The 21,445-nt window shown below is 60.1% G+C and carries 24 protein-coding genes; 2 read left to right on the forward strand and 22 right to left on the reverse strand.

The genetic code is table 11. The features are described 5' to 3' along the window. Position 1 precedes the first annotated feature (1 nt). The 3 genes from Asbog_RS09245 to dapD are packed head-to-tail and all read right to left on the reverse strand — an operon-like array spanning position 2 to position 2,597. A complete protein-coding gene (locus tag Asbog_RS09245) occupies positions 2-637 on the reverse strand; it encodes a hypothetical protein (protein WP_146926371.1) in 636 nt (211 codons plus the stop codon). Beyond that, positions 634-1,764 (reverse strand): succinyl-diaminopimelate desuccinylase, encoded by a 1,131-nt coding sequence (dapE, locus tag Asbog_RS09250; RefSeq protein WP_231944551.1) that lies wholly within the window; start codon positions 1,762-1,764, stop codon positions 634-636. Before dapE ends, Asbog_RS09245 begins: the two co-directional genes overlap by 4 nt. Positions 1,765-1,766: 2 nt before the next feature. After that, positions 1,767-2,597 carry a 2,3,4,5-tetrahydropyridine-2,6-dicarboxylate N-succinyltransferase gene (gene dapD / locus Asbog_RS09255; protein ID WP_023978513.1) on the reverse strand — a complete coding sequence of 277 codons (831 nt, stop codon included), beginning with the start codon at positions 2,595-2,597 and terminating at the stop codon, positions 1,767-1,769. A 211-nt stretch (positions 2,598-2,808) separates the two neighbouring features. On the opposite strand from dapD, the gene Asbog_RS09260 reads away from it, so the two are divergent. Next, on the forward strand, positions 2,809-3,834 hold the full coding sequence (locus Asbog_RS09260) for a diguanylate cyclase domain-containing protein (protein ID WP_083510814.1): 1,026 nt from the start codon (positions 2,809-2,811) through the stop codon (positions 3,832-3,834). On the opposite strand, the gene argB is transcribed toward Asbog_RS09260, so the two are convergent. The 6 genes from argB to rpmH form a co-directional block, all read right to left on the reverse strand. Continuing rightward, the gene (gene argB / locus Asbog_RS09265; RefSeq protein ID WP_062164924.1) at positions 3,835-4,758 is read right to left on the reverse strand and encodes an acetylglutamate kinase; all 924 of its coding nucleotides are present in this window, start codon (positions 4,756-4,758) and stop codon (positions 3,835-3,837) included. Continuing rightward, positions 4,755-5,432, reverse strand: coding sequence for a ribosome biogenesis GTP-binding protein YihA/YsxC (gene yihA, locus Asbog_RS09270; RefSeq protein WP_062164926.1), 678 nt, complete (start codon positions 5,430-5,432; stop codon positions 4,755-4,757). Before yihA ends, argB begins: the two co-directional genes overlap by 4 nt. Next, positions 5,429-7,198 carry a membrane protein insertase YidC gene (yidC, locus tag Asbog_RS09275; protein WP_062164928.1) on the reverse strand — a complete coding sequence of 590 codons (1,770 nt, stop codon included), beginning with the start codon at positions 7,196-7,198 and terminating at the stop codon, positions 5,429-5,431. Before yidC ends, yihA begins: the two co-directional genes overlap by 4 nt. Before the next feature lie 164 nt (positions 7,199-7,362). Next, complete coding sequence (gene yidD / locus Asbog_RS14270) at positions 7,363-7,596, reverse strand: membrane protein insertion efficiency factor YidD (RefSeq protein WP_281429804.1); 234 nt, start codon at positions 7,594-7,596, stop codon at positions 7,363-7,365. Then, a complete protein-coding gene (gene rnpA, locus Asbog_RS09285) occupies positions 7,593-7,934 on the reverse strand; it encodes a ribonuclease P protein component (RefSeq protein WP_062164932.1) in 342 nt (113 codons plus the stop codon). Before rnpA ends, yidD begins: the two co-directional genes overlap by 4 nt. Positions 7,935-7,941: 7 nt before the next feature. After that, positions 7,942-8,076, reverse strand: coding sequence for a 50S ribosomal protein L34 (gene rpmH / locus Asbog_RS09290; protein ID WP_023978518.1), 135 nt, complete (start codon positions 8,074-8,076; stop codon positions 7,942-7,944). A 148-nt stretch (positions 8,077-8,224) separates the two neighbouring features. On the opposite strand from rpmH, the gene Asbog_RS09295 reads away from it, so the two are divergent. After that, complete coding sequence (locus tag Asbog_RS09295) at positions 8,225-8,437, forward strand: hypothetical protein (RefSeq protein ID WP_062164934.1); 213 nt, start codon at positions 8,225-8,227, stop codon at positions 8,435-8,437. Between the two features lie 74 nt (positions 8,438-8,511). On the opposite strand, the gene gloA is transcribed toward Asbog_RS09295, so the two are convergent. From gloA to pyrH, 13 genes are all read right to left on the reverse strand, one after another. Further along, positions 8,512-8,907 carry a lactoylglutathione lyase gene (gloA, locus tag Asbog_RS09300; protein WP_023978520.1) on the reverse strand — a complete coding sequence of 132 codons (396 nt, stop codon included), beginning with the start codon at positions 8,905-8,907 and terminating at the stop codon, positions 8,512-8,514. 54 nt (positions 8,908-8,961) lie between these two features. Then, positions 8,962-9,804 (reverse strand): LpxI family protein, encoded by an 843-nt coding sequence (locus Asbog_RS09305; protein WP_062164936.1) that lies wholly within the window; start codon positions 9,802-9,804, stop codon positions 8,962-8,964. After that, the gene (gene lpxA / locus Asbog_RS09310) at positions 9,801-10,652 is read right to left on the reverse strand and encodes an acyl-ACP--UDP-N-acetylglucosamine O-acyltransferase (RefSeq protein ID WP_062165847.1); all 852 of its coding nucleotides are present in this window, start codon (positions 10,650-10,652) and stop codon (positions 9,801-9,803) included. Before lpxA ends, Asbog_RS09305 begins: the two co-directional genes overlap by 4 nt. A gap of 21 nt (positions 10,653-10,673) precedes the next feature. After that, positions 10,674-11,093, reverse strand: coding sequence for a 3-hydroxyacyl-ACP dehydratase FabZ (gene fabZ / locus Asbog_RS09315; RefSeq protein ID WP_031240655.1), 420 nt, complete (start codon positions 11,091-11,093; stop codon positions 10,674-10,676). Between the two features lie 247 nt (positions 11,094-11,340). Further along, entirely contained in the window at positions 11,341-12,402 is a 1,062-nt protein-coding gene (lpxD, locus tag Asbog_RS09320) for a UDP-3-O-(3-hydroxymyristoyl)glucosamine N-acyltransferase (protein WP_062164938.1), read from the reverse strand. A 6-nt stretch (positions 12,403-12,408) separates the two neighbouring features. Then, a complete protein-coding gene (locus Asbog_RS09325) occupies positions 12,409-13,320 on the reverse strand; it encodes an OmpH family outer membrane protein (protein WP_062164940.1) in 912 nt (303 codons plus the stop codon). Between the two features lie 71 nt (positions 13,321-13,391). Continuing rightward, complete coding sequence (gene bamA, locus Asbog_RS09330; RefSeq protein WP_035443891.1) at positions 13,392-15,824, reverse strand: outer membrane protein assembly factor BamA; 2,433 nt, start codon at positions 15,822-15,824, stop codon at positions 13,392-13,394. A gap of 194 nt (positions 15,825-16,018) precedes the next feature. Then, complete coding sequence (gene rseP / locus Asbog_RS09335; RefSeq protein WP_062164942.1) at positions 16,019-17,104, reverse strand: RIP metalloprotease RseP; 1,086 nt, start codon at positions 17,102-17,104, stop codon at positions 16,019-16,021. Beyond that, positions 17,097-18,299: a 1-deoxy-D-xylulose-5-phosphate reductoisomerase gene (gene dxr / locus Asbog_RS09340; RefSeq protein ID WP_062164944.1), complete on the reverse strand. Its 1,203-nt coding sequence runs from the start codon at positions 18,297-18,299 to the stop codon at positions 17,097-17,099. Before dxr ends, rseP begins: the two co-directional genes overlap by 8 nt. Positions 18,300-18,318: 19 nt before the next feature. Continuing rightward, positions 18,319-19,185 carry a phosphatidate cytidylyltransferase gene (locus Asbog_RS09345; protein WP_062164946.1) on the reverse strand — a complete coding sequence of 289 codons (867 nt, stop codon included), beginning with the start codon at positions 19,183-19,185 and terminating at the stop codon, positions 18,319-18,321. Continuing rightward, positions 19,182-19,949 (reverse strand): polyprenyl diphosphate synthase, encoded by a 768-nt coding sequence (gene uppS / locus Asbog_RS09350; protein ID WP_062165849.1) that lies wholly within the window; start codon positions 19,947-19,949, stop codon positions 19,182-19,184. The genes Asbog_RS09345 and uppS overlap by 4 nt, the downstream gene beginning before the upstream one ends. 9 nt (positions 19,950-19,958) lie before the next feature. Then, positions 19,959-20,525 carry a ribosome recycling factor gene (frr, locus tag Asbog_RS09355; RefSeq protein WP_062164947.1) on the reverse strand — a complete coding sequence of 189 codons (567 nt, stop codon included), beginning with the start codon at positions 20,523-20,525 and terminating at the stop codon, positions 19,959-19,961. A 135-nt stretch (positions 20,526-20,660) separates the two neighbouring features. Next, entirely contained in the window at positions 20,661-21,389 is a 729-nt protein-coding gene (pyrH, locus tag Asbog_RS09360) for a UMP kinase (protein WP_031240659.1), read from the reverse strand. Between the last annotated feature and the right edge of the window lie 56 nt (positions 21,390-21,445).

Genomic DNA, 21,445 nt, shown 5'->3' on the forward strand with positions numbered 1-21,445 from the left:
ATCACGGATGCGGCTTGGGCAGCGGACCCATCAGTTCCTTGAGTGCGTTGTAATGCGGCGGCAGCGCAATGGCGATGAGATAGAGCGACGCCACAGCGAGGTTCACCACAACCACGAGCAGTGCCGCCTTGCCGCCCTTGAACCCCAGGCCAGATTTAGCCACGAACCATGAGAGCCAGAACTCATAGGCCTCGATGCCAATCATGATGACAACCAGCGCAGGACGCGATGTCACGATGCCGGGCATGATGATCTGCGCGATGCTCAACACCACTAGGGACAACACCATCGGCAGCCATGCTGACCACAGTAATGCTGTAGCGTAGCGCAACCAGCCCTCCGCCTTCCCCCAGACCGAAGCCAAAGCCTGCGAAACCACGAGACGCAGTAGCAGCGCCGTGACCAGAATCAGAACCTTGGTGACCTCAGTGGCATCATATCCCTGCACGAATTGCGACAGGGCCAGAACCAGAAAAAGGGCGGCACTCGGTGCAATCGCCGATAGAAGAGCTTCAGGCGTATTGCCGAAAGACTCGATCCCTTCGGCCTTGCCTCGGCCCAGACGTACCACGCCACGAATGATTCGTGTTGCGGCACCACCAGGGGTTTCCGCCGGAGGAGTTGAACCGGGTGTCACAATCCGAAGGCCTCAAGAAAATCACGATAGATCAGGACAAGCATTTCCAGATCGGCAATCGCCACACATTCGTCTGCCTTATGCATGGTCGCACCGACAAGACCGAATTCCGCCACAGGGCAATAGGACGCTATGAACCGCGCATCAGACGTGCCGCCGCCTGTATCGAGGGCAGGCACACGCCCCGTATGACGGGCGATGACACTGGAGAGGGCTTCGACGGGCGCACCGGGCGTGGTCAGGAACGCCTCACCGCTGATGCTGGCCTCGACATGACCGGCAGGCGCATGACGCGAAACCACCTCTCTGATCCAGGCAACCAGATCGTCCCCCTTATGGGCCGTATTGAACCGGATGTTCAGCAGCGCCGTGGCTCTGGCAGGAATGACATTGGTCGCCTGATTGCCGACATCCACACTGACAACCTGCAGCGATGAGGGCGCAAAATGCTCGTTACCCTCGTCCAGAAGACGTCCGGTCAACTCGCTCAGTATCGGCAGCAGGCGATGCACCGGATTATCAGCGAGATGCGGATAGGCCACATGACCCTGCACACCCTCGACGGTGATCCTGGCATTGAGGCTGCCACGACGCCCGATCTTGATGACCTCACCCATGCGGGCGGGGTTGGTGGGTTCACCCAGAAGGCAGAAATCGGGACGATGCCCATGCGCCACCATCCAGGGGAGGACTTCTTTCGTGCCGTGCAGTGCCGGCCCTTCCTCGTCCCCTGTGATCAGAAAGCTGACAGACCCCTTGAGCGGACGCTCGGCCAGCAAAGAGGCGACAGCCCCTACAAAGGCGGCGATGCCGCCTTTCATATCGGCAATACCGCGCCCGTAGAGCATGCCATCAGCATGCTGGGCACCGAACGGGTCATGCACCCAGCCTGGGCCAGGCGGCACAACATCAGTGTGTCCTGCAAAGCAGAGATGCGGCCCCGATGCGCCAAGCCGTGCAAAGAGGTTGGGCGTGCGCTCACCCTCCGGGCCGCAATCGACCCGCTCGCAGGTAAAGCCCATCCCCTCAAGCGTGCGGGACAGGACATCCATAGCCCCGTCATCCGCCGGGGTTACGGAACGGCAGGCAATCAGCTGGCCCGCCAGGGTCACGGCATCGAGCGACACAATCAGTCGCGCAGCAATTCGTTGATGGAGGTCTTTGAACGCGTGCGTTCATCCACCCGCTTGACGATGACGGCGCAGGCCAGATGCGGCGCATCGGGGGTACGACCCGGCAGCGTGCCCGGCACAACGACGGAATAGGCCGGCACACGACCCATGAAGATCTCGCCGGTGGCACGATCGACGATCTTGGTGGAGGCACCAATGAACACGCCCATGGAGAGCACGGAGCCGCGCTCGACAACCACGCCTTCGGCCACTTCGGAACGCGCGCCGATAAAGCAATCATCCTCAATGATCACAGGGGCCGCCTGAAGCGGCTCAAGCACGCCGCCAATACCGGCACCGCCGCTGATATGGACGTTCTTGCCGATCTGGGCGCAGGAGCCCACGGTGGCCCAGGTGTCAACCATCGTGCCGCTATCCACGCGCGCGCCGACATTGACGAAGCTTGGCATCAGCACCACGCCAGGAGCGATATAGGCCGAGCGACGCACGATGGCGCCCGGTACGGCACGGAACCCGGCCTCTGCAAAGCGGAACTGGTCCCAGCCGTCGAACTTCAGGGGGACCTTGTCAAAGCCGGGGACGCCCCCGCAGGCACGTTCGGCCACGCGGCTATCCGTGATACGGAAGGAAAGCAGCACCGCCTTCTTGAGCCATTCATGGACAACCCAGCCACCATCCGTGGGTTCGGCCACGCGCAGCTTGCCCTCATCGAGTGATGTCAGGGCCTGTTCGATCGCCTCACGCGCCTCACCTTCCGTATGGGCGTTGAGCGTGTCACGACGCTCCCACAGGGAGTCGATCACGGTGCGGAGATCGGAAACAGGCATTATCAGCCATCCTTTGACAGGGTTACTCGAGTGAGCGGACCATGCTCAGGACGCACCCGGAAGTCAACGAATCTTCCGCAAACGATGCGTTAAGGAGTAATTAAATACCCCGGCTTATAGTCAATGCGAGCCGTCACCGATAAAGCCCTGCTATCAATTTCGGTCTCTTGCTGCTGGCCTGACAGGCCACCCCCCGGTTCCAGGAACAATCATGATGGACGCCCTTTTTTCCGACATCATGCGCTCGGCTCGTATCCGCCTGTCACGCGCCTTCCCCTCCCCACGCCACAGACAGAACCCTCATGCAGAAGAAGCAGCTCTTGAAGCCAGACTTCTCGAAATCCTCCGCTCTGCCATATCGGTTCCGGACGGACTGAAACAGGCTTTCGACCATTTTTGCCTCGTCACGCGCCCAGAGCGCGGTCTGATCATGAGCTCAGGCCCTCTCGTCATACCGCCGCCCACTGAACCGCAAATCCATATCCTCCACTCGTGGCCGATACGCGACGGCGATTTCCGCAGCCGTCTGGGCGGCATCAGAACCACAACCAATCTTTGTCTGCGGGCCATTGCGGAGATACGCCATCAGGGCGAGATTGGCCTTGTCGTCTATTATGGGTGTCGCATGTCGCGCCGGCGCACGGCATCGTGCCGCCGTATCCTCAACACGCTGGCACAGACCGCGGCGGCCATGATCGAGGTGGATCATCGCTATCGTGCGCTCCTGCGTGCCCTTCCCTTCGATCCGCTGACCCATCTACCAGTCTGGTCGCTGTTTCGTGAAAAGGTTGAGCGGCGTTTTGCACGGCTGGACCGAGAGCAGATCCCGGCCACGCTCATGCTCGTAAGCTTCTATGGCTTGCTTCACACACCCAGCGAAACGGTCGAGGCCGATGAAGCTGTGGAACAGATCGCCCATGTGCGTGACGCTATCAGTTTTCTCCAACGCGCCATACGCCCGACAGATCTGATGGGACAGCTGGATCGTGAAAGCTTTGTTCTCTGGCTCGATGGCGGAGACCGTTTTGCCTCGGTCGAACGGGCCGAACAGATCTGCCGACGTAAATATATGTGCTCAGCCGGCGCCAACCCGCTTGTTTCGGTCAAGATCGGGCTCGTGACGCGTGAGCCGGGATCGCACGATACGCTCGATGTGTTTTTCGAGAGAGCCCGCATGGCTCTCTCGATTGCCCAGGAGGAAAACCTGGACTGGTACTTCGCGCATGAAAGCGCGTGATCAGGCGGCGCGGATGAGCGTGCCTGATCCCTTGTGCGTAAAAAGCTCCAGCAGACAGGCATGAGGCACACGACCGTCGAGGATCACAGCCGCACTGGCACCTGCCTTGACCGCAGCGAGACAGGTCTCGACCTTGGGAATCATGCCACCTGATATTGACCCGTCGGCAATGCGTCGACGCGCCTCATCAGCCGTCAGTTCGGGAATGAGCTTGCCATTTTCGTCAAGCACACCTGCCACATCGGTCAACATCAGCAGGCGCGACGCATTGACGCTACCAGCGATGGCACCAGCCGCCGTGTCGGCATTGATATTATAGGTCTCGCCCTTCTCGCCTACGCCAACGGGTGCGATGACGGGAATAAGCCCCGAACCCAGCAAGGAAAACAGAACGCGGGGGTCGATCTTGACGGGCTCACCCACAAAACCGAGATCCTGCGCCTCATCATTGCCCGAGCGGGCGTCGCGGCTGTAATGCAGGAGCTTTCGCGCCTGCAGCAGGCCACCATCCTTGCCCGAAATGCCAACAGCCAGAGCCCCGGCGCGATTGATGAGATCGGCCACCTGCTTGTTGACGCTGCCCGAAAGCACCATCTCGATCACGTCAATCGCCGCCTGATCGGTCACGCGCAGGCCATCGACAAAGCGGGATTCGATGTTCAGGCGCTTGAGCATGGCGCTGATCTGCGGGCCGCCGCCGTGCACGACGATGGGGTTGATGCCCACGAGCTTCAGCAAGGCGATATCGCGCCCGAAAGCGCTGGACAAATGATCCTTGCCCATGGCGTTTCCGCCATATTTCACGACAATGGTATCGCCCGCATAGCGCCGCAGAAACGGCAATGCGCTTGCCAGAAGAGCCGCCTGCTGCTGCCCCTCATCATTCATGTCCGGAAGCGTCAGCTCCGGGATATCCTTACTCATCCCTGCATCCCCTCAGGTGACGCACCAGCGATAAGCCGGGCGATCTCGGCACGCAATGTCTCGATGCCCAGCCCGGTCTCGCTGCTTGTGGTCGCGATATGCGGATAGGCCGCGGCATGTTTGGCCAGCACGGCCTGCACTTCGGCCATCTTGGCCTTGAGCTTGTTCGGCCCCATCGAGTCTGCCTTGGTCAGCACGACCTGAAATAGCACTGCGGCGCGGTCGAGCATTTCCATCACGTCGCGATCCGCCTGCTTCAGCTCGATACGGGAGTCGAGCAGCAGAAAGACGCGGGTGAGCGTCGGGCGTCCGCGCAGATAGGCAAACATCATGGTCTGCCATTCTTCCTTGACCGATTTGGCCGCCTTGGCAAAGCCGTAGCCCGGCATGTCCACCAGAGCGAGACGATCGCCAAGATTGAAGAAATTGAGCTGCTTGGTGCGTCCCGGCTCGGAAGAGGCGCGAGCCAGTCTGTTACGTCCGGTCAGGGCGTTGATGAGGCTGGACTTGCCCACATTGGAGCGACCGGCAAAGGCCACTTCCGGACCGGCAAGCGGGGGAAGCTGGTCGAGCTTTTGCGCACCGAAAAAGAACTCGCATTCCGATGCGAAAAGCAGACGACCTTCCTCGATCTGCTCGTCACTGAAGACTGTCGGATCTTCTTTCTGGCTCACGACTTGCTGACGGCCTTTCCGCCTTTCTTCTGGGCACGATCGATCTGGCTCTGGATCAGCTTCTGCTGACCATAGCTGAGGACGTTGTTCCATGTGTAGTAAATGATGATGCCTGCCGAGATACGACCAAGGAAGATCGTATAGATGACCGGCATGAACTGCATGATCTTCTGCTGCGCCGGGTCCATGCTCACCATGCTCTGACGCTGCATCAGCCAGATGGTGAAGCCGAACAGGATGGGCCAGATGCCGATATGGAGCATCTCGGGCATGAAGCTCGGGTTGAACGGCAGCAGACCAAACAGATTGAAGATGGTGGTCGGGTCAGGCGCTGACAGATCGCGGATCCAGCCATAGAAGGGCGCGTGACGCATCTCGATGGTGATGTTCAGCACCTTGTAAAGGCAGAACGCGACCGGGGCCTGAACGAGCAGTGGCAGACAGCCACCCGCCGGATTGACACCCTCTTCCTTGTAGAGCGCCATGATCTGCTGGTTCTGCGCCAGCTGATCGCCCTTGTTGTGCTCACGAATGGCCTGGATACGGGGGGCCAGCGTGCGCATACGCGCCATCGAGGCGAAGGATTTCGTCGCCAGGGGGTAAAGGATCAGCTTGATGATCAGGGTCAGGATCAGCAGGGCGATGCCGAAATTGCCGACATGACTGTAGAGCCAGTGCAGCACATGGAACATCGGGCGCGTCAGGAACGCAAACCAGCCGAAATCCACGGCCTTGTAGAAATAGGGAATATGCAGATCGTCGGTGTACTGATCGAGAAGATTGACTTCCTTCGCACCGGCAAAAATCATGCTTGTCGTGGCAACATTCGACCCCGGCGCGATCTGGATCGGCTGGCTCGAGAGCGTATCGACAATATATGAGCCTTCCTTGGCATTGGGCACGTAGCGATACCGTACGGTCACCGCAGCTTTCTGGTCAGGGATAATGGCCGTCAGCCAGTACTTGTCGGTGATACCGGCCCAGCCACCCACGCCATCAGCCGACCAGGCGGTGTTGTCGGGCTTGCCAGCGCCCTTCCGCATGGTCTTGTAGGATTCCTCGTCCAGACGGTCATTCATGACCGAAAGCGGACCTTCCTGCACGATCATACCGCCAGTCTCGAGCGGCTTGTAATCACGCTCGACGCGCTGATAGGGCGTGAGAGAAACCGGCCCACCGGCCTTGTTCTCGACACTCTGGGTGATCGCGAAAAGATAGCGACGATCAAGCTTGATCTGAATTCGGAAAATCAGGCCCTGACCGTTATCCCACTGCATGGAAACCGGGTGGTCGGGCGAGAGCGTCTTGTCATCGCTCGACCAGTCGGTATTGGCATCTGGCAGGCGTATCGTGGAGCCTGATGGCGCCTGCCAGCCCAGTTCGACAAAGCTCGGCTGCGGCCCTTCATCCGTCTCCAGGAGGCGAACGAGCGGCGAGTTCTTGTCCAGCGTCTCGAAATAATGCGTGAGCACCAGATTGTCGAAACGGGCCCCGCGCAGGCTGAAGGATCCGGTTGCATCCGGCCCCTCAATGGCAATGCGTCCAGCCGGTCCGTTGGGAACAGCAGGCCCATTGGCAGGTGCGCCGCCCGGCGCGGCGACAGGCAGGGCCGAAACCTTGCCATCAGCTTGGGGCTGTTTGCCCTGAACCTGCCCGGCCGTCTGGGTTTCAGCATCTTTCTTTGCGTGCTGAGGCACGAAATAATCGAAGCCGACCACGATCGCGAGCGAGAGACTGGTTGCCACCAGGATGCGCTTGATATCCATCAGCCGAGTGCCGGTCTTTCCATGAAAGTAAACAATTCTGAGCGCCCGGCGGCAGGATGCCACGGTCGCAGCCGTTGAAGTGACCGAAATCGGGTCACAAAACAATAGGGCGAAGGCGAATTAGGCGTTTTACGGCCCGTTGCAACCATCTAAAGCCGCCCCGTTCAGGGCACAGGGTCATACCCCCCCCGACAATAGGGATGACAGCGCAGCAGCCGCTTCACGGTCAACCATATCCCGCGCACCAGACCGTGTCGGCGCAACGCCTCCTGGGCATAGGCACTGCAGGAGGGGTGAAACCGGCAGTTCGTACCGAGTTGGGGACTGATATAGCGGCGATAGACATGCAGACCGCTGAGCAGGCACGAAAGCAAAAGCTTTCTGCCCAGGCCGATCACAGGGCCTGACCTTTTTTCAAGGCATGTTCGAGATCGGCAATCAGCTTGCCGAAGGGCCGGCCACGCGTCGAATCGCGACCGATGAGCACCAGATCCACAGCGCTCAACGCATGGTCCTGCGCCACATGCGCGAACGCCGCCCGAAGGCGGCGGCGGGTGCGGTTACGCACAACGGCGTTCCCGACTTTTTTCGTAACCGTGTAGCCGACGCGGGCCGGCGCCTCGTCTTCGGTCTTCAGAACCTGAAGCACGAGCCCCGATGTGGCGACCTTGCGCCCGCGGCTCGCAACCCGAAGGAATTCGGGTCTTTTCCGAAGTTTTTGAGGCAGACCCGCCAAGTCGGAATCAGGCCGAGAGCTTCTTGCGGCCCTTGGCGCGACGGTTGTTGATGACGCGACGGCCACCGACGGTTTCCATACGTGCACGGAAGCCGTGGCGACGCTTGCGGACGAGCTTGGACGGTTGATATGTACGCTTCATGGCGTCATTCCTCAAGGCAATGAATGATGGTGAGGCCCCTGGCTTCACCCCCGACAAGAAGACGACACAAGGCTGACGCCATCTTCCTCTGTGCGCGGGCTTTTACGGGCCTGAAACTGCGCTGTCAATCAAATCAAGGAGTCTGACCATGACACTGCGCGATGAAACGCCACCAACCGATGCCGAAGCGAGACTGAAGACGCTTCGTCATGATTTGCGCAACGATCTGGCGACTGCCCTTCTCGCTGCCGATCTGCTGACGTCGCATGGTGACGAGACGGTCAAACGGCACGCCGCCAGCATCGTCAAAGCGCTGGAAAAAGCGAACGAACGCCTCAAGCGCTCGCGCGTGGCAAACTAGGGTCGCCAGACGCCCCCCCCCATCTCCGGACGAGGCGCAAGGCGGGTGAGTCATGCACCCGCCCGATCTCTCCCTCAGAACGTGTCCTTCTGGATGATCTCGATCTTGTAGCCATCGGGATCTTCAACAAAGGCGATGATTGTCGTGCCGAACTTGACTGGCCCCGCTTCGCGCGTGACCTTGCCGCCATTGCTTCGGACCGTCTCGACGGTACGGGCCGCATCAGGCACGCCGATCGCAAAATGCCCAAAGCCGGTCCCGAGCTCGTAAGGACCTTCCTGGTCCCAGTTATAGGTGAGCTCGACCTCAGCCTCACCATGGGCGTTGTCGTTGAACCCCATATAAACCAGCGTGTAGCGACCATCGGGCACTTCGCGACGACGGATCTCACGCATCCCCAGAATCTTGTAGAAAGCAACGCTCTTGTCGAGATCCTGAACGCGTATCATCGTGTGCAGATAGCTTGCCATTGTGGCTCTCCCGGGCAGTTGGGTCCGGAATGCGCTGCACACCGGACAGGATGATCAGTCAGCGCCCAGCAGTTCGGCCGGGCTCAGACCATAGAGAAACAGACCTGAGCGGTCGGCGGTTGCCTCGCAAGCGGCCGGATCTGTCAGAAGGGTGCCTCCCGTCTCGAACGCGATGCCACGCAACCCGGCAGAAGCGGCGTTCTGGATGGTTTGAGGGCCGATTGTCGGCATGTCGGCCCGTTTTTCCTGGCCGGGTTTCAGCATCTTTACCAGCACGCCACCGGGACCAGCCTGACGCAGCCCCCCTGCCCGCGCAATCATGGCATCCGTCCCTTCGATAGCCTCGACAGCCAGGACGAGGCTATCCTGCACGATGCACCCCTGCCCGATATCCAGCGCACCCAGCCCACGCACGACAGCAACACCGCGTCTGATATCGCTCAGTGCAAGATCATCCGGTGCGTATCGCGCCATGGCGCCGGGGCGACCGAGCGAGCGGGTCAGGAATTCATGGGCGCCTCGGACGCGAAAGCCCTCTTCACCGAAAATCCGCACGAGCGCGCCGAGCAATCCGTCATCACCGGAGAAGAGCGCGCGCCCGACCCGGGCGAGCAGACGCGCGCCTTCCGCGTCGGGACGCAGATCACGCAGGGCCGGTCGCTTTACCGGGCCGATAAGCACGATATCGCGGCAACCGGCAACACGAAGTGTCGAGAGAATTTCGCCCGCCGCAGCCAGACGGATGATACGATGTGGCCAGGCACGGATCAGGTCGGGATCAACGAAATCCTGAAACCCGATGATAAAAACCTCGCCTCCTTGGGCGCGCACTGAATCGGCCACCTGGAAAGGGAGCGGACCGCCCCCTGCCAGAATACCGACCGGTGCGGTAGTCACACGCCCTCCGTCTCGGCGGAAATCTGCGCAGGGCTGGCGGCGCGGACAAGACCACGCCGGCTCTGGACTTCCATGAAAGCGATGATCTCCTGCACGCGAGGGCTGTCAGGAAAGTCACGCTTTACAGCCGCAAGGCGGGCTTCGAGCACCTGCTCATTGCGGCCAGTGCGCGGGTAAAGAATGCGGAAAGCGCGACGCATCTGCTGGATTTCTTCGGCGCTGACGCCTTGGCGGCGCAGCCAGATCCAGTGCAATCCTACGAGACGCGCCCGGTTACCGAGCACACTGCCATAGGGAATGACGTCAGCTTCGACACCGCACACGCCACCAACCAGCGCACCGCGACCGATACGCACGAACTGGTGCAGCGCAGCAGCCCCCATGACTCGGGCACCATCGCCAATCTCGACATGACCGCCCATGACCACATTGTTCACGATGATCACGCCATCACCGATCATGCAGTCATGCGCGACATGGGCATTCGCCATGATCAGGCAGTGCGAGCCGATTTGGGTAAGCGCCGTACCTTGCGCGGTCCCGCGATGGATCGTCACGTTTTCACGAATGACAGTATGGGCACCAATCACGCAGCGTGTCGGCTCGCCCTTGTATTTCAGGTCCTGCGGCGCGAGACCGATCGTGACGAATGGGAAGACTTCGACCTGCGCACCGATCTCGGTCAACCCGTCGATGATGACATTGGCATGAAGGCGGGCCCCCTCGCCGATCGAGACATCGGGGCCAACGGAACACCAGGGCCCGATGGTGACATTCTCACCCAGTATCGCCTCGGGTGCGACCAGGGCGCTGGGATGAATGCTGACAGTGCTGGGCCAATTTGACACGGAACGATCCACGAAGCTGTTTTAACCCATGATCATGGCGCTGAAGGTCGCCTCGGCAACCGACACGCCATCGACGCGTGCAACGCCTTTGAAGCGCCAGACGTTGGCTCGGGCGCGCTCTTTCACGACAGTGATGTGCAGCTGGTCACCGGGACCAACCGGCCGGCGGAACTTGGCACCCTCGATTGTCATGAAATAGACGAGCTTGCCCTCGAAAGCCTCACCCAGTGTGAGCACGACCAGCGTCGCCGCTGTCTGGGCCATGGCTTCGACAATGAGCACGCCTGGCATGACAGGCTGCGCCGGGAAATGCCCGGTGAAGAAAGGCTCGTTGATCGTAACGTTCTTGATGCCGGTTGCCGACTCACCAAGCTTGATATCGACCATCTTGTCGATCATCAGGAAGGGATAGCGATGCGGGATAGCGGCCATGATACGCATGATATCGATAGCCTCGATATCCACCGTCGCGACCTCGGCTGCGCCGTTGTCAGCCGTGCCGGCCTGCGCCGTTACTTCCTTGTTTTTCTCTTCCGCAGAGGCGTCCAATGTTCTGCTCACTTCTCGTTCCTGAGCGGGTCGGCCCTGCCAACCACGCCCAATTGTCAGTTACATGACAACAGGTTTAACGTGTCCGCCTGCTTCTAGCAAAACTCTGTAGTCATGACCACTGCCCGACCGGTGGTGCTCAGGCGTCAGGCTTGCCGTCCTTCTTGGCCAGTCTGCGCAGAAAAGCGACATTGCGGAAGAACTCGCGGAAAGGCATGGCGGGACTGCCAATGACATCCGCACCTGCCTCGACATCTGACATCACACCACATTGTGCGCCGATACGGGCCTTTTCACCAATCTTGATATGCCCGATCAGACCAGCCTGAGCGGCAATCGTGACGAAATCACCGAGTTCTGTCGAACCGGAAATGCCAGCCTGCGATACCACGATACAGCAGCGACCAAGCTGCGCATTGTGGCCGATCTGGACAAGATTATCGATGCGCGTTCCCGCCCCGATTACCGTGTCGCGCATGGAACCACGGTCAATGGTCGAGTTCGCGCCAATCTCGACATCATGACCCAGAATGACGCGCCCCAGCTGTGGAACGGTCTCGAACCCGGCCGGTCCGACCGCAAAGCCGAAACCGTCCTGTCCAATACGCGCACCCGGATAGAGGGTGACACGATCATCGAGAATGGCATGAGACAGTGAGACATGCGCGCCGATGCGGCACGATGCGCCAATCACGACACCCTGCGCCACATCGGCGTGAGGACCGATGACGGTCCCTGCCCCGATCTGCACATTGGCGCCGATCGTCGCAAACGGGCCGATCTCAACGCCTTCTCCCAGAACAGCGCTTTCATCGACAAACGCTGTCGGATGTACGCCGGGACGCGATGGGGGCACCGGGTGGAAACGGGCGGCGATACGGGCCCAGGCGAGGTAAGGTGACTTGCTGACCAGCCCGACAACGCCCTCTGGAAGCTTGTCCTTGAACGCCGGAGCAAGAATGACGGCACCAGCCTTAGTTTCTGCCAGGAGCGGCAGATAGCGCCTGTTATCCAGAAAGCTCACTTCCTGCGCAGTGGCCGCCTGAAGAGGCGCCACACCACGCAACATGCGCTGACCCGCCTCACCCTGCCCCACGATCTCGGCATCCGCCCACTCGGCAAGCGACTGGATCGAGAACGGTCCCTGACGTCCGAAGAAGCGGGGATCGCCGGGGAGAGCGTCTGGCAGGGAAAGCGTCATGGCAAATCAGTGCTTTCTGAGGATGGAGGCAGGAGCGGCTTGCGGCGCAGGAGCCGCCGGAGGTGCGGCGGGACCGGGGCCAACTTGCGAGTTCGTATCTTCATCCGCTGTGGTCGGCATCTTGCCCGACTTTGCCAGCACTTCAGGATCGACATCCTCAGCAGGAATGAAGACGTGCGGCAGCACCTTGTTCAGGACCTTGGCTGTCTCTTCCGTGATATCCTGACCATCGACATGCAGGGCGACCTGTTCGCTATGCAGAACGAGGTTCATGCTGTGGGATGCAGCCACCTGACGCACGATACGAACCAGCTCACGCTCGATCTGGTTCAGGGAAACATTGGCTGCTTCCTGAATGATCCGGGCGCGATTGGCAAAATCACGCTGCGCCTTGGCGCGACGCTCCTGCAAATGACGCTCACGCAGCTGGATCTGCTCTGAAGTCAGCGTGCGCGCGCTTTCCTGCAGCTTCTGCTGCTCGGCACGCCAGCCAGCCTGCTCCTTCTGGGCGGCAGCGGCGAGCTTGTCGCGGCGCTCGCCCAGAACACGCTGCGCCTCGGCGGCCGCGCTGGAGAGACGCATGACAGTCGGAATGCTGATCACACCAAGCAGGGCGGCCGGCGGCGGTGCCGCCTTGGGCAGATCGGGCGAGTCCGGAATGGGGGGCTGCGGCAGAACGGGCGGCGTTTCCGGCTGCTGCATCGGTTCATCAGCATCCTGCGCCATAGGCTGCGCGACAGGAACGCGACGAACCGGATGCGGCGCGGCAGGAGCCGGCTGCTGGGCTGTCTTGGGAACGAACCAGCCACCATTGCCGGAGGCGTTCTGGGCAGATTGTGCCTGAGCCAGGCTCGGCAGGCTGACGGAAGCGAGCAGTACCGAAGCAGCCACGAAACGGGCTGCCGAGAAAATGGACATGGAAACCTCTGTTCAAGACCGGGTGGCTATCGCCTTCTTGGCGGGCGATAGCGCAGAGCGGTAAGCGGAGATCAGAATTGCTGCCCGAAGCCGAAACGGATCGGGTAGAGACGGTCGTTGCGCGACTTGCGGATCGGCACGGCGGCGTCGATATTTACGAGGCCAAACGGGCTCTTCCAGGAAATACCAAGACCCGTGGTGACGCGCGGTGTGAGCGTGTTACCCGTGACAGGCGTGTATTTGGCCTGCGTCGGGTTGGTGTAGAGATTCTTCACGCGCAGCCCTGCAAGGCTACCGGCATCGACGAAGTAACGTCCGGAAATTCCGACATCCTCACCCATGGGCAGCGGGAAGTTGAGCTGGGCGGACGCCGTGTAGATGAAGCGACCACCGATCAGATCTTCCTGACCCGGTAGGGGGTTATCGATGCTTGTATGACCCGTACGCGGACCGGCACCACCCTGCAGGAAGCCGCGCAGGTTTTCACCACCAAGATAGAAGTTGTCGATGATGCTGACATTGCTGCTCTTGGACCAGTCGCCCATATAGCCGACGCCGCCCTTGAACTGCAGGCCCCAGTCATGGTTACCGGTCACGGAATCGAGCGGCACATAATACTGGCCGTCGAACTTGGCGCGCAGATACTTCACGTCGCCACCCACACCGGCGAAATCGCCGCTCAGGTTCAGCACATAGCCCTTCCGCGGACGCATGCGGTTATCGCGACGGTCGTAGGTGAGCGTGGTGCTCAGCTGCGAGAGCAACGACCAGCCTGCCGAATCCTGCACATAATAGGACGGGACATACTGATAGCCGTAGGTCGCAATATCGCTCTGGCTGAAGATATTGCCGACGCGACGATCGATCAGCGAGTAGCTCCAAGATTGCGAGAGGTAGTTGTTATACGAATACCCCATGCGCAGCGTCATACCGTAACGGCCCTCTTTATAGGACTGATAGGTCTGATAGTTGTTCTCGATACCGAAGATATCGATACCAGCAACGATATTGCGGTTCAGGAAGTAGGGATCGGTCAGAGAGAGATCGACCTGCTTCTGATAATACGCAACCGTTCCGGAGATGCCGGCATCCATGCCCGTGCCAAGCAGGTTATGCTGCTTGACCGAGCCGTTACCGAGAATACCCACGTCGGTCGAGTAACCACCACCAAGCGAGAATTCACCGGTCGGCTTCTCAACCACATTGGCCGCAACGTTTACCTTGTCCGGTGCCGAACCCTGGGTCTGATCGACGGAAACCGTACTGAAATAGCCGAGATCCTGAAGCGCAGCCTTTGAGTACTTGCGATCGAACGGGGTGTACGGGTCGCCCTCTGCCATGGGCAGCGCACGACGGATGACCTTGTCCTTGGTCACCGTATTGCCGTTGATGTCGATGCGCTCGACATAGACATGTGGCCCTTCGTTCACATCGAACAGCAGATCGACAATGCGCTTTTCAGGATTGCGGGCAATCTCGGAACGTACCATCGCAAACGGATGGCCTGTCGCCTGCAGACGCTCCTGCATACCCGTCACGTTGTTTTGGATGGCAGTGCCATCGTACCACTGATGCGGGAACAGATCGATGTACTGCTTGAGATCCTTCCCTTCGACGTGACGAAGGCTGGAACGCACATCCATCTTGCCAATGCGGTAACGCGGCCCCTCATCCACCGTGAAGGTGATGATGAAGTTCTTGCGGTCAGGTGAGAGTTCACCCGTCGCATTGATCATGTGGAAATCGACATAACCATTATGCAGATAGAAGCGACGCAGCAATTCGGCATCGTACTTCACACGCTCAGGGTTATACTCGTCCGATGAGGAGAAGAAGCGATACCACTCGGTCTCCTTGGACGAGATCACAGAGGCCAGACGGGCTTCACTGAACGCCTTGTTGCCGACGAACACGACCTTGTTGATCAGGGTCTGGCGCGCTTCGTTGATCTTGAAGATCACATCGACACGGTTATGCGACAGCTTGATGATCTGCGGCGTGACGGTCGCGCCGAAACGGGCCTTCGAGGCATAGAGATCGAGCAGCTTCTGACGATCAGCCGCAGCCGCCTGCGAGGAGAACACGGCGCGCGGTCGCATGGCGATTTCCTTGCGCAGATCCTCGTCCTTAACCGCATGATTGCCCTCGAAGGCGATGCGATTGACAATAGGGTTCTCAATCAGGTCCACGGTCAGCGTGCCGCCCGTGCGACGCAGCGTCACGTCCTTGAACAGGCCGGTCGCATACAGCGTCTTGAGCGAACGATCGAGATCGTCCTGGTTGAAACGGTCACCGGGCTGCACCACCATATAGGACAGCACGGTGCTGGTTTCGATGCGGGTGTTACCCTTCACGTCGATCGCCTCGATCATCTGCCCATTGGCCTGCCGCGATGCGGCTGCCTGGTGATGCGAAGGACGGCGGGTTTTCTGAGCCTCGGCCTTCCCTGCCCAAACAGGGAGTATGCAGACCGAAGCAAGGAGAACGAGGCGTTTACCTGACAAGACGGACGTTCCTTAACTTCATCAACCCGACGTGAAGGTTTATTTCAGACAATTTAAATTTCCGCAACGAAGCGACTACTCCGCAGCTGGCCCACTTCATCCGGACGTATCCGGTTTAGCCCCCCTGAGCAAGCGTCCTGCCACATGAAGTGTCGTAACACTCTGTGTCAGTGACAGGCACTTCCAGCGTTTTCCTAGCGAAACAGACCGAGATTCGATAGGTCGTTGAAGGTAGAAAACAGGAACAGCGCAGCAATGATGGCGAACCCGGCCTGGTAGCTGATTTCCTGCACCTTGCGTGAGACAGGTTTCCCCCGCACAGCCTCAGCCGCATAGAAGACGAGCCGCCCACCGTCGAGCAGTGGGATGGGAAAGAGATTGATCAGGCCCAGATTGATGGACAAAAGCGCCATGAAAGACAGGATGCTGGCAAAGCCGTAATGGGCCACCTGCCCTGAGAGCTGAGCAATCCGGATCGTCCCACCAAGCTCTCGCGCACTGCGATGACCCGTAATGATCTGCCAGACGCCCTGTAATGTCTGTACCGAGACCAGCCATGTTTCATGCAGCCCTGCCGTAACAGCGCTTGCAAAACCCATCGGCTTGCCAGGCACCAACTGTGCCATGATGCCGATGCTGCCCGTGTCCGGGGCACCCAGCTTGCCCGGAACGCGGTCCAGGGTGATGGGAAGGCTGAGGTCCTGGTCACCGCGATGAATCCCGAGCGTCGTGCTCTCGCCCGGCATCTTCACAGCATGCGCCTGGATATCGGCAAAATTGAACACATCCAGCGATCCCAGCCGGGTAATCACGTCACCCCTCTGCAATCCGGCCTTTTCCGCGGCGCTATGCGGCACAACCTGCGAGACTTCGTTCTTCAACTCGGGTTTGCCGACCGAGATATAGAGCACCGTAAAAAGCAGGATCGCGAAAACAAAGTTGAATACCGGGCCCATGACGATCACCAGCATGCGCGAGCCGACTGGTTTGTCGTGGAACGTCTGACCTGGGACCCACGCCGCCTTTTGCTCAGGCGTTGCATCCTCGGGGTCTTCAAACCCATGCGGCTTGACGAAACCACCAAGTGGAATGGCCGAGATACGCCATTCCGTGCCCGTGCGGTCATGCCAGCGATAAAGCGCAGGCCCGAAGCCGATCGAGAACGTATCGACCTTTACACCGCGCCAGCGCGCGGCGAGGTAATGCCCCATCTCGTGAACGAAAACGAGCACCCCCAGGATGAGGGCGAAAGCAAGAATCGTCACCGCGAATTCATGCATGGAGCGTCTCCGCACCGTTCAGGGAATTGCTGCGCTCGCGCGATACGAAGGCCTCGGCTACGCGACGGGCTTCTGCATCCCAGTGCAGCACCTCATCAAGGGTATCGAGCTTGGGAGCCCCAAGCTTTTCCATGGCATAGGCTATCGTGTCCCCGATCCCGAGGAACCCGATACGACGGCCGAGGAAGGCCTCGACGGCGATTTCATTAGCCGCAGAGAAAATGGTGGGGGAGGCTGCCCCGGCACAAAGGGCCTCACGGGCCAGACGCAGTGCGGGGAAACGCACCTCGTCTGGCGCTTCGAAATCCAGACGGGCAAGCGCCGCCAGATCGAGACGCGGCGCGTTGGTCTGCATACGGTCGGGCCAGGCCAGGGTGTTGGCGATGGGCACGCGCATATCGGGCGCACCGAGCTGCGCAATAAGGCTGCCGTCGCGGAACTGCACCATGCCATGAACAGCTGATTGGGGATGAACCAGCACGTCGATCTGTTCGTTGCTCAGGCCGAAGATGCGGGCGGCCTCGATCACTTCGAGTCCCTTATTGGCCATCGAGGCAGAGTCGATCGTAATCTTGGCGCCCATGCTCCATGTCGGATGCTTGAGCGCATGTTCCGGTGTGGCGGCACGCATGGTTTCAATCGAGGCACAACGGAACGGCCCGCCGGACGCGGTCAGCACGATCTTCTCGACGCTCTCGATCGGACTGCCCGTCAGACTCTGGAAAATGGCGTTATGTTCGGAATCAACAGGAAGAAGGGTCGCCCCTGCTGCGGCAACCGCACGCAGCATGACGTCACCGGCACTGACGAGCGCCTCCTTGTTGGCGAGCGCGATAGCGCGGCCATTCCGTGTCGCTGCGAGGGTTGGCTCAAGCCCTGCGGCCCCGGTAATGGCGGCCATCGTCCAGTCGGCCTCCATGGCAGCGGCTTCGATGACCGCCTTGCGTCCACCCGCCGCTTGGACACCGCTCCCTTTCAACCGGTCGCGCAGTTCCTCCAGCAGGGATTCGTCGTTGATGACGGCAATGTCCGCATGCAGGGCGATTGCCTGCTCTGCCAGCAAGGCAACATTGCGCCCACCAACAAGGGCCCGGATCTGGAAACGTGCCGGTTCTGCCAGCAGGAGATCGATCGTCGAGCAGCCGATACTGCCAGTACTACCGAGAACGGTGATGCTGCGTGGTGAGACGGTCATGATCCCAGGATACTCCAGATCAATGCGATGAAGCAGAAGATGAAACGAGGTAATGTGTCAAAGCCACGATCACATCATGGGGCGTGGCATCCCAGAAAATATGTGTGGGCACGCACAGGGAAAGCAGCGCTGCAAGAGGCGCGGCAGCAAGAAGCCCGTCAAACCTGTCAAGCAAACCGCCGTGACCGGGAATAAGCTTGCCGGAGTCCTTGATCCCGACCCGACGTTTGGCCGCACTTTCGGCAAGGTCGCCGGATTGCGAGGCACAGCCGAGCACCATGCCCCACAGGAGCCCACCCAGAGGTGAGCCGAGACCAGAGAAAAACGCTGTTGTCATGCCCGCTATACCGGCCGCCACCAGGCCACCAACCGCGCCAGAACGGGTCTTACCAGGAGAAATGCGCGGCGCGAGCTTCGCCCCGCCGAAAACACGTCCCGCGAGATAGGCGCCGCTATCACTGGCGATAACGACCACCACAACAAAAAGCACAAGTACAGCGCCGTGCGAAGGCTCTCTCAGCCAGAAGAGGGAGAGCCCCCCCAATGCTGCCACAGCAACGCAGGCCCACTGGGCAGCGCCGAAGATACCCGCCGCGAACACAAGAGCAAAGGCAACGCGCCACTCGCCCCTCATGGCAGCGAGCAGTGCCGCCAACGGCCAGGCGAGGAGCAGCCAGCCGCGCCAGTGCAAGGCACCGCGCCCCCATCGCAGCCCCGCCATTGCCATAGCCTCATAAACCAGCCCGAGGCTGACAAGCAGGATCATGGCCCGATAGGCCAGCCCGCCCATGAGGATACAGAATACCGCCACAGGAACGATGATAGCTGCTGAAATGAGGCGCAGGCGCAGATCAGACCAGCGCTGGGCGGCACTTTGCTGACTCACAGGGCGCCATCCGGTGCGAGGCGTCTGCCGAAGCGGCGCTCGCGTCGAGAGAAATCGCTCATGAGGCCAGCGAAATGATCCTCATTGAAATCCGGCCACATCACATCCAGAAATGCGAGTTCGGCATAGGCCGACTCCCAGAGCAGAAAATTGGAGAGCCGTCTCTCACCACTGGTTCGCACGATCAGGTCCGGATCGGGAAAAGGAGAGGTCTGAAGAAAATCGCCGAAAGCAGCCTCGCTCAAGCCATCCAGGTCAATTTCACCACGCGAGGCAGCGATAGCCATTTTTTTCGCCGCGCTCAGCATGTCGTGACGTGCGCCATACGACAGCGCAAGGATCATGGTCAGACGGGTATTTCGCGCTGTGAGCGTGCGTGCACGATCAATCTCGGCCCGCAACCCGGAGTCGAAACGGGTCAGGTCACCGATGAAATCGAGCCGGACATTCTGCTCGTGTAGTTCCGCAACCTTGTGCCGAAGATAGAAACGCAAAAGCGACGTTAGGTCCGAAACCTCCTCGCTGGTACGATTCCAGTTCTCCGACGAGAAGGCATAAAGCGTCAGATAACGCACGCCAGCAGTGATGGCCGCCCTGACACAGCGCCTGACGGCCTCTGCGCCTGCACGATGACCGGCCATGACAGGCTTGCCGCGCGCACGCGCCCAACGCCCGTTACCATCCATGATGACGGCCACGTGGCGAGGCACTGTCGCCGGGTCCAGCACTGTCGCCGGGGTGGTATGAGCGCGTGAGGAGGACACAGCCTTCAATCAGACCTGCTTGATCTCGCGTTCCTTGTCCGCCAGCATATCATCAACTTTCTTGATGTACTGATCAGTCAGCTTCTGCACGCCATCAGACCACACCTTCATGTCGTCCTGGCTGATTTCGCTCTTCTTTTCATGCGTCTTGATCTGGTCCATGCCATCGCGGCGCACATTGCGCACGGCAATCTTGCCGTTTTCGGCATAACGCCCCGCAGCGCGGGCCAGCTCGGTACGACGCTCTTCCGTCAGCTGGGGAATCGGCACGCGCACGGTCTGTCCATCCGCCGCCGGGTTGAGGCCGAGACCCGCATCACGGATGGCGCGCTCAACGGCACCTACGAGACCGCGATCCCAGACCGAGACCGTCAGCATGCGTGCTTCGGGAACGGCAATCGAGCCTACCTGCGAGAGCGGCACTTCACTGCCATAAGCCTCCACGCGAACCGGCTCCAGCAGGTTCGGGCTGGCGCGGCCCGAGCGCAGGCCAGACAGATCGCGACGCAGGCTTTCGAGGGCGCCATCCATACGGCGCGTCAGATCGTCAAGCAGATCGTTCAGTTCGGCAGGCATTGGTCTCTCCTTCAATACGGTTCAGGCGTCCGGACCGGGGAAGTGTCCCTTGGGTGGCGGTATGGCATTGCCGGGTTATCCCGAAGGCCATGAGCCCTCGCGAGATCCCCCGGAACACCCGGCAGATGGCCTTGCTCAGGCCGTTTCGATGATACGGGTGAAACGCCCCTCACCGCGCATGACACTCGCAAACGCACCGGGGGCATGAATATTGAAAACAATGATCGGAAGCCGGTTCTCACGCGCCAGCGAAATAGCTGTTGCGTCCATCACATTCAGATCGCGCGACAGCACGTCCATGTAGGACAATTCATCATAACGCTCGGCATCCGGCACACGACGCGGGTCGGCAGAATAGACACCATCGACCTGCGTCCCCTTGAGCAGAACATCACATTCCATCTCGTTGGCGCGCAGAGCAGCCGCTGTGTCGGTCGTGAAGAACGGATTGCCCGTACCCGCAGCAAAAATCACCACACGCCCCTTTTCCATGTGGCGCACGGCACGACGACGGATATAGGGCTCGGCAATGGAGGACATCTGGATGGCGGACATCACGCGGGTATCGATCCCTGCGCGCTCAAGAGCATTCTGCATCATCAGCGCGTTGATGACGGTTGCCAGCATACCGGCATAATCACCCTGGGCGCGGTCCATGCCCTTCGCTGCGGCAGCCACACCCCGGAAGATGTTTCCACCACCGATCACCAGACAGACCTGGATGCCGCTGCGTGAGACAGAAGCCACATCATTCGCGATGGCCTCGACCATCTGCGGCTCGATACCGAATGAGCCCTTGCCCATGAGGGCTTCGCCCGAAACCTTGAGAAGAACGCGCTTGTATCCTGCAGAAGTTCCGGTCATCGCATCCTCTTTCACAGCGGCCTGATCAGGGCCCAACACGGCCCGCGCCTCTCTTA

It is taken from the genome of Asaia bogorensis NBRC 16594 (assembly GCF_001547995.1).
GTDB classification, from domain to species: domain Bacteria; phylum Pseudomonadota; class Alphaproteobacteria; order Acetobacterales; family Acetobacteraceae; genus Asaia; species Asaia bogorensis.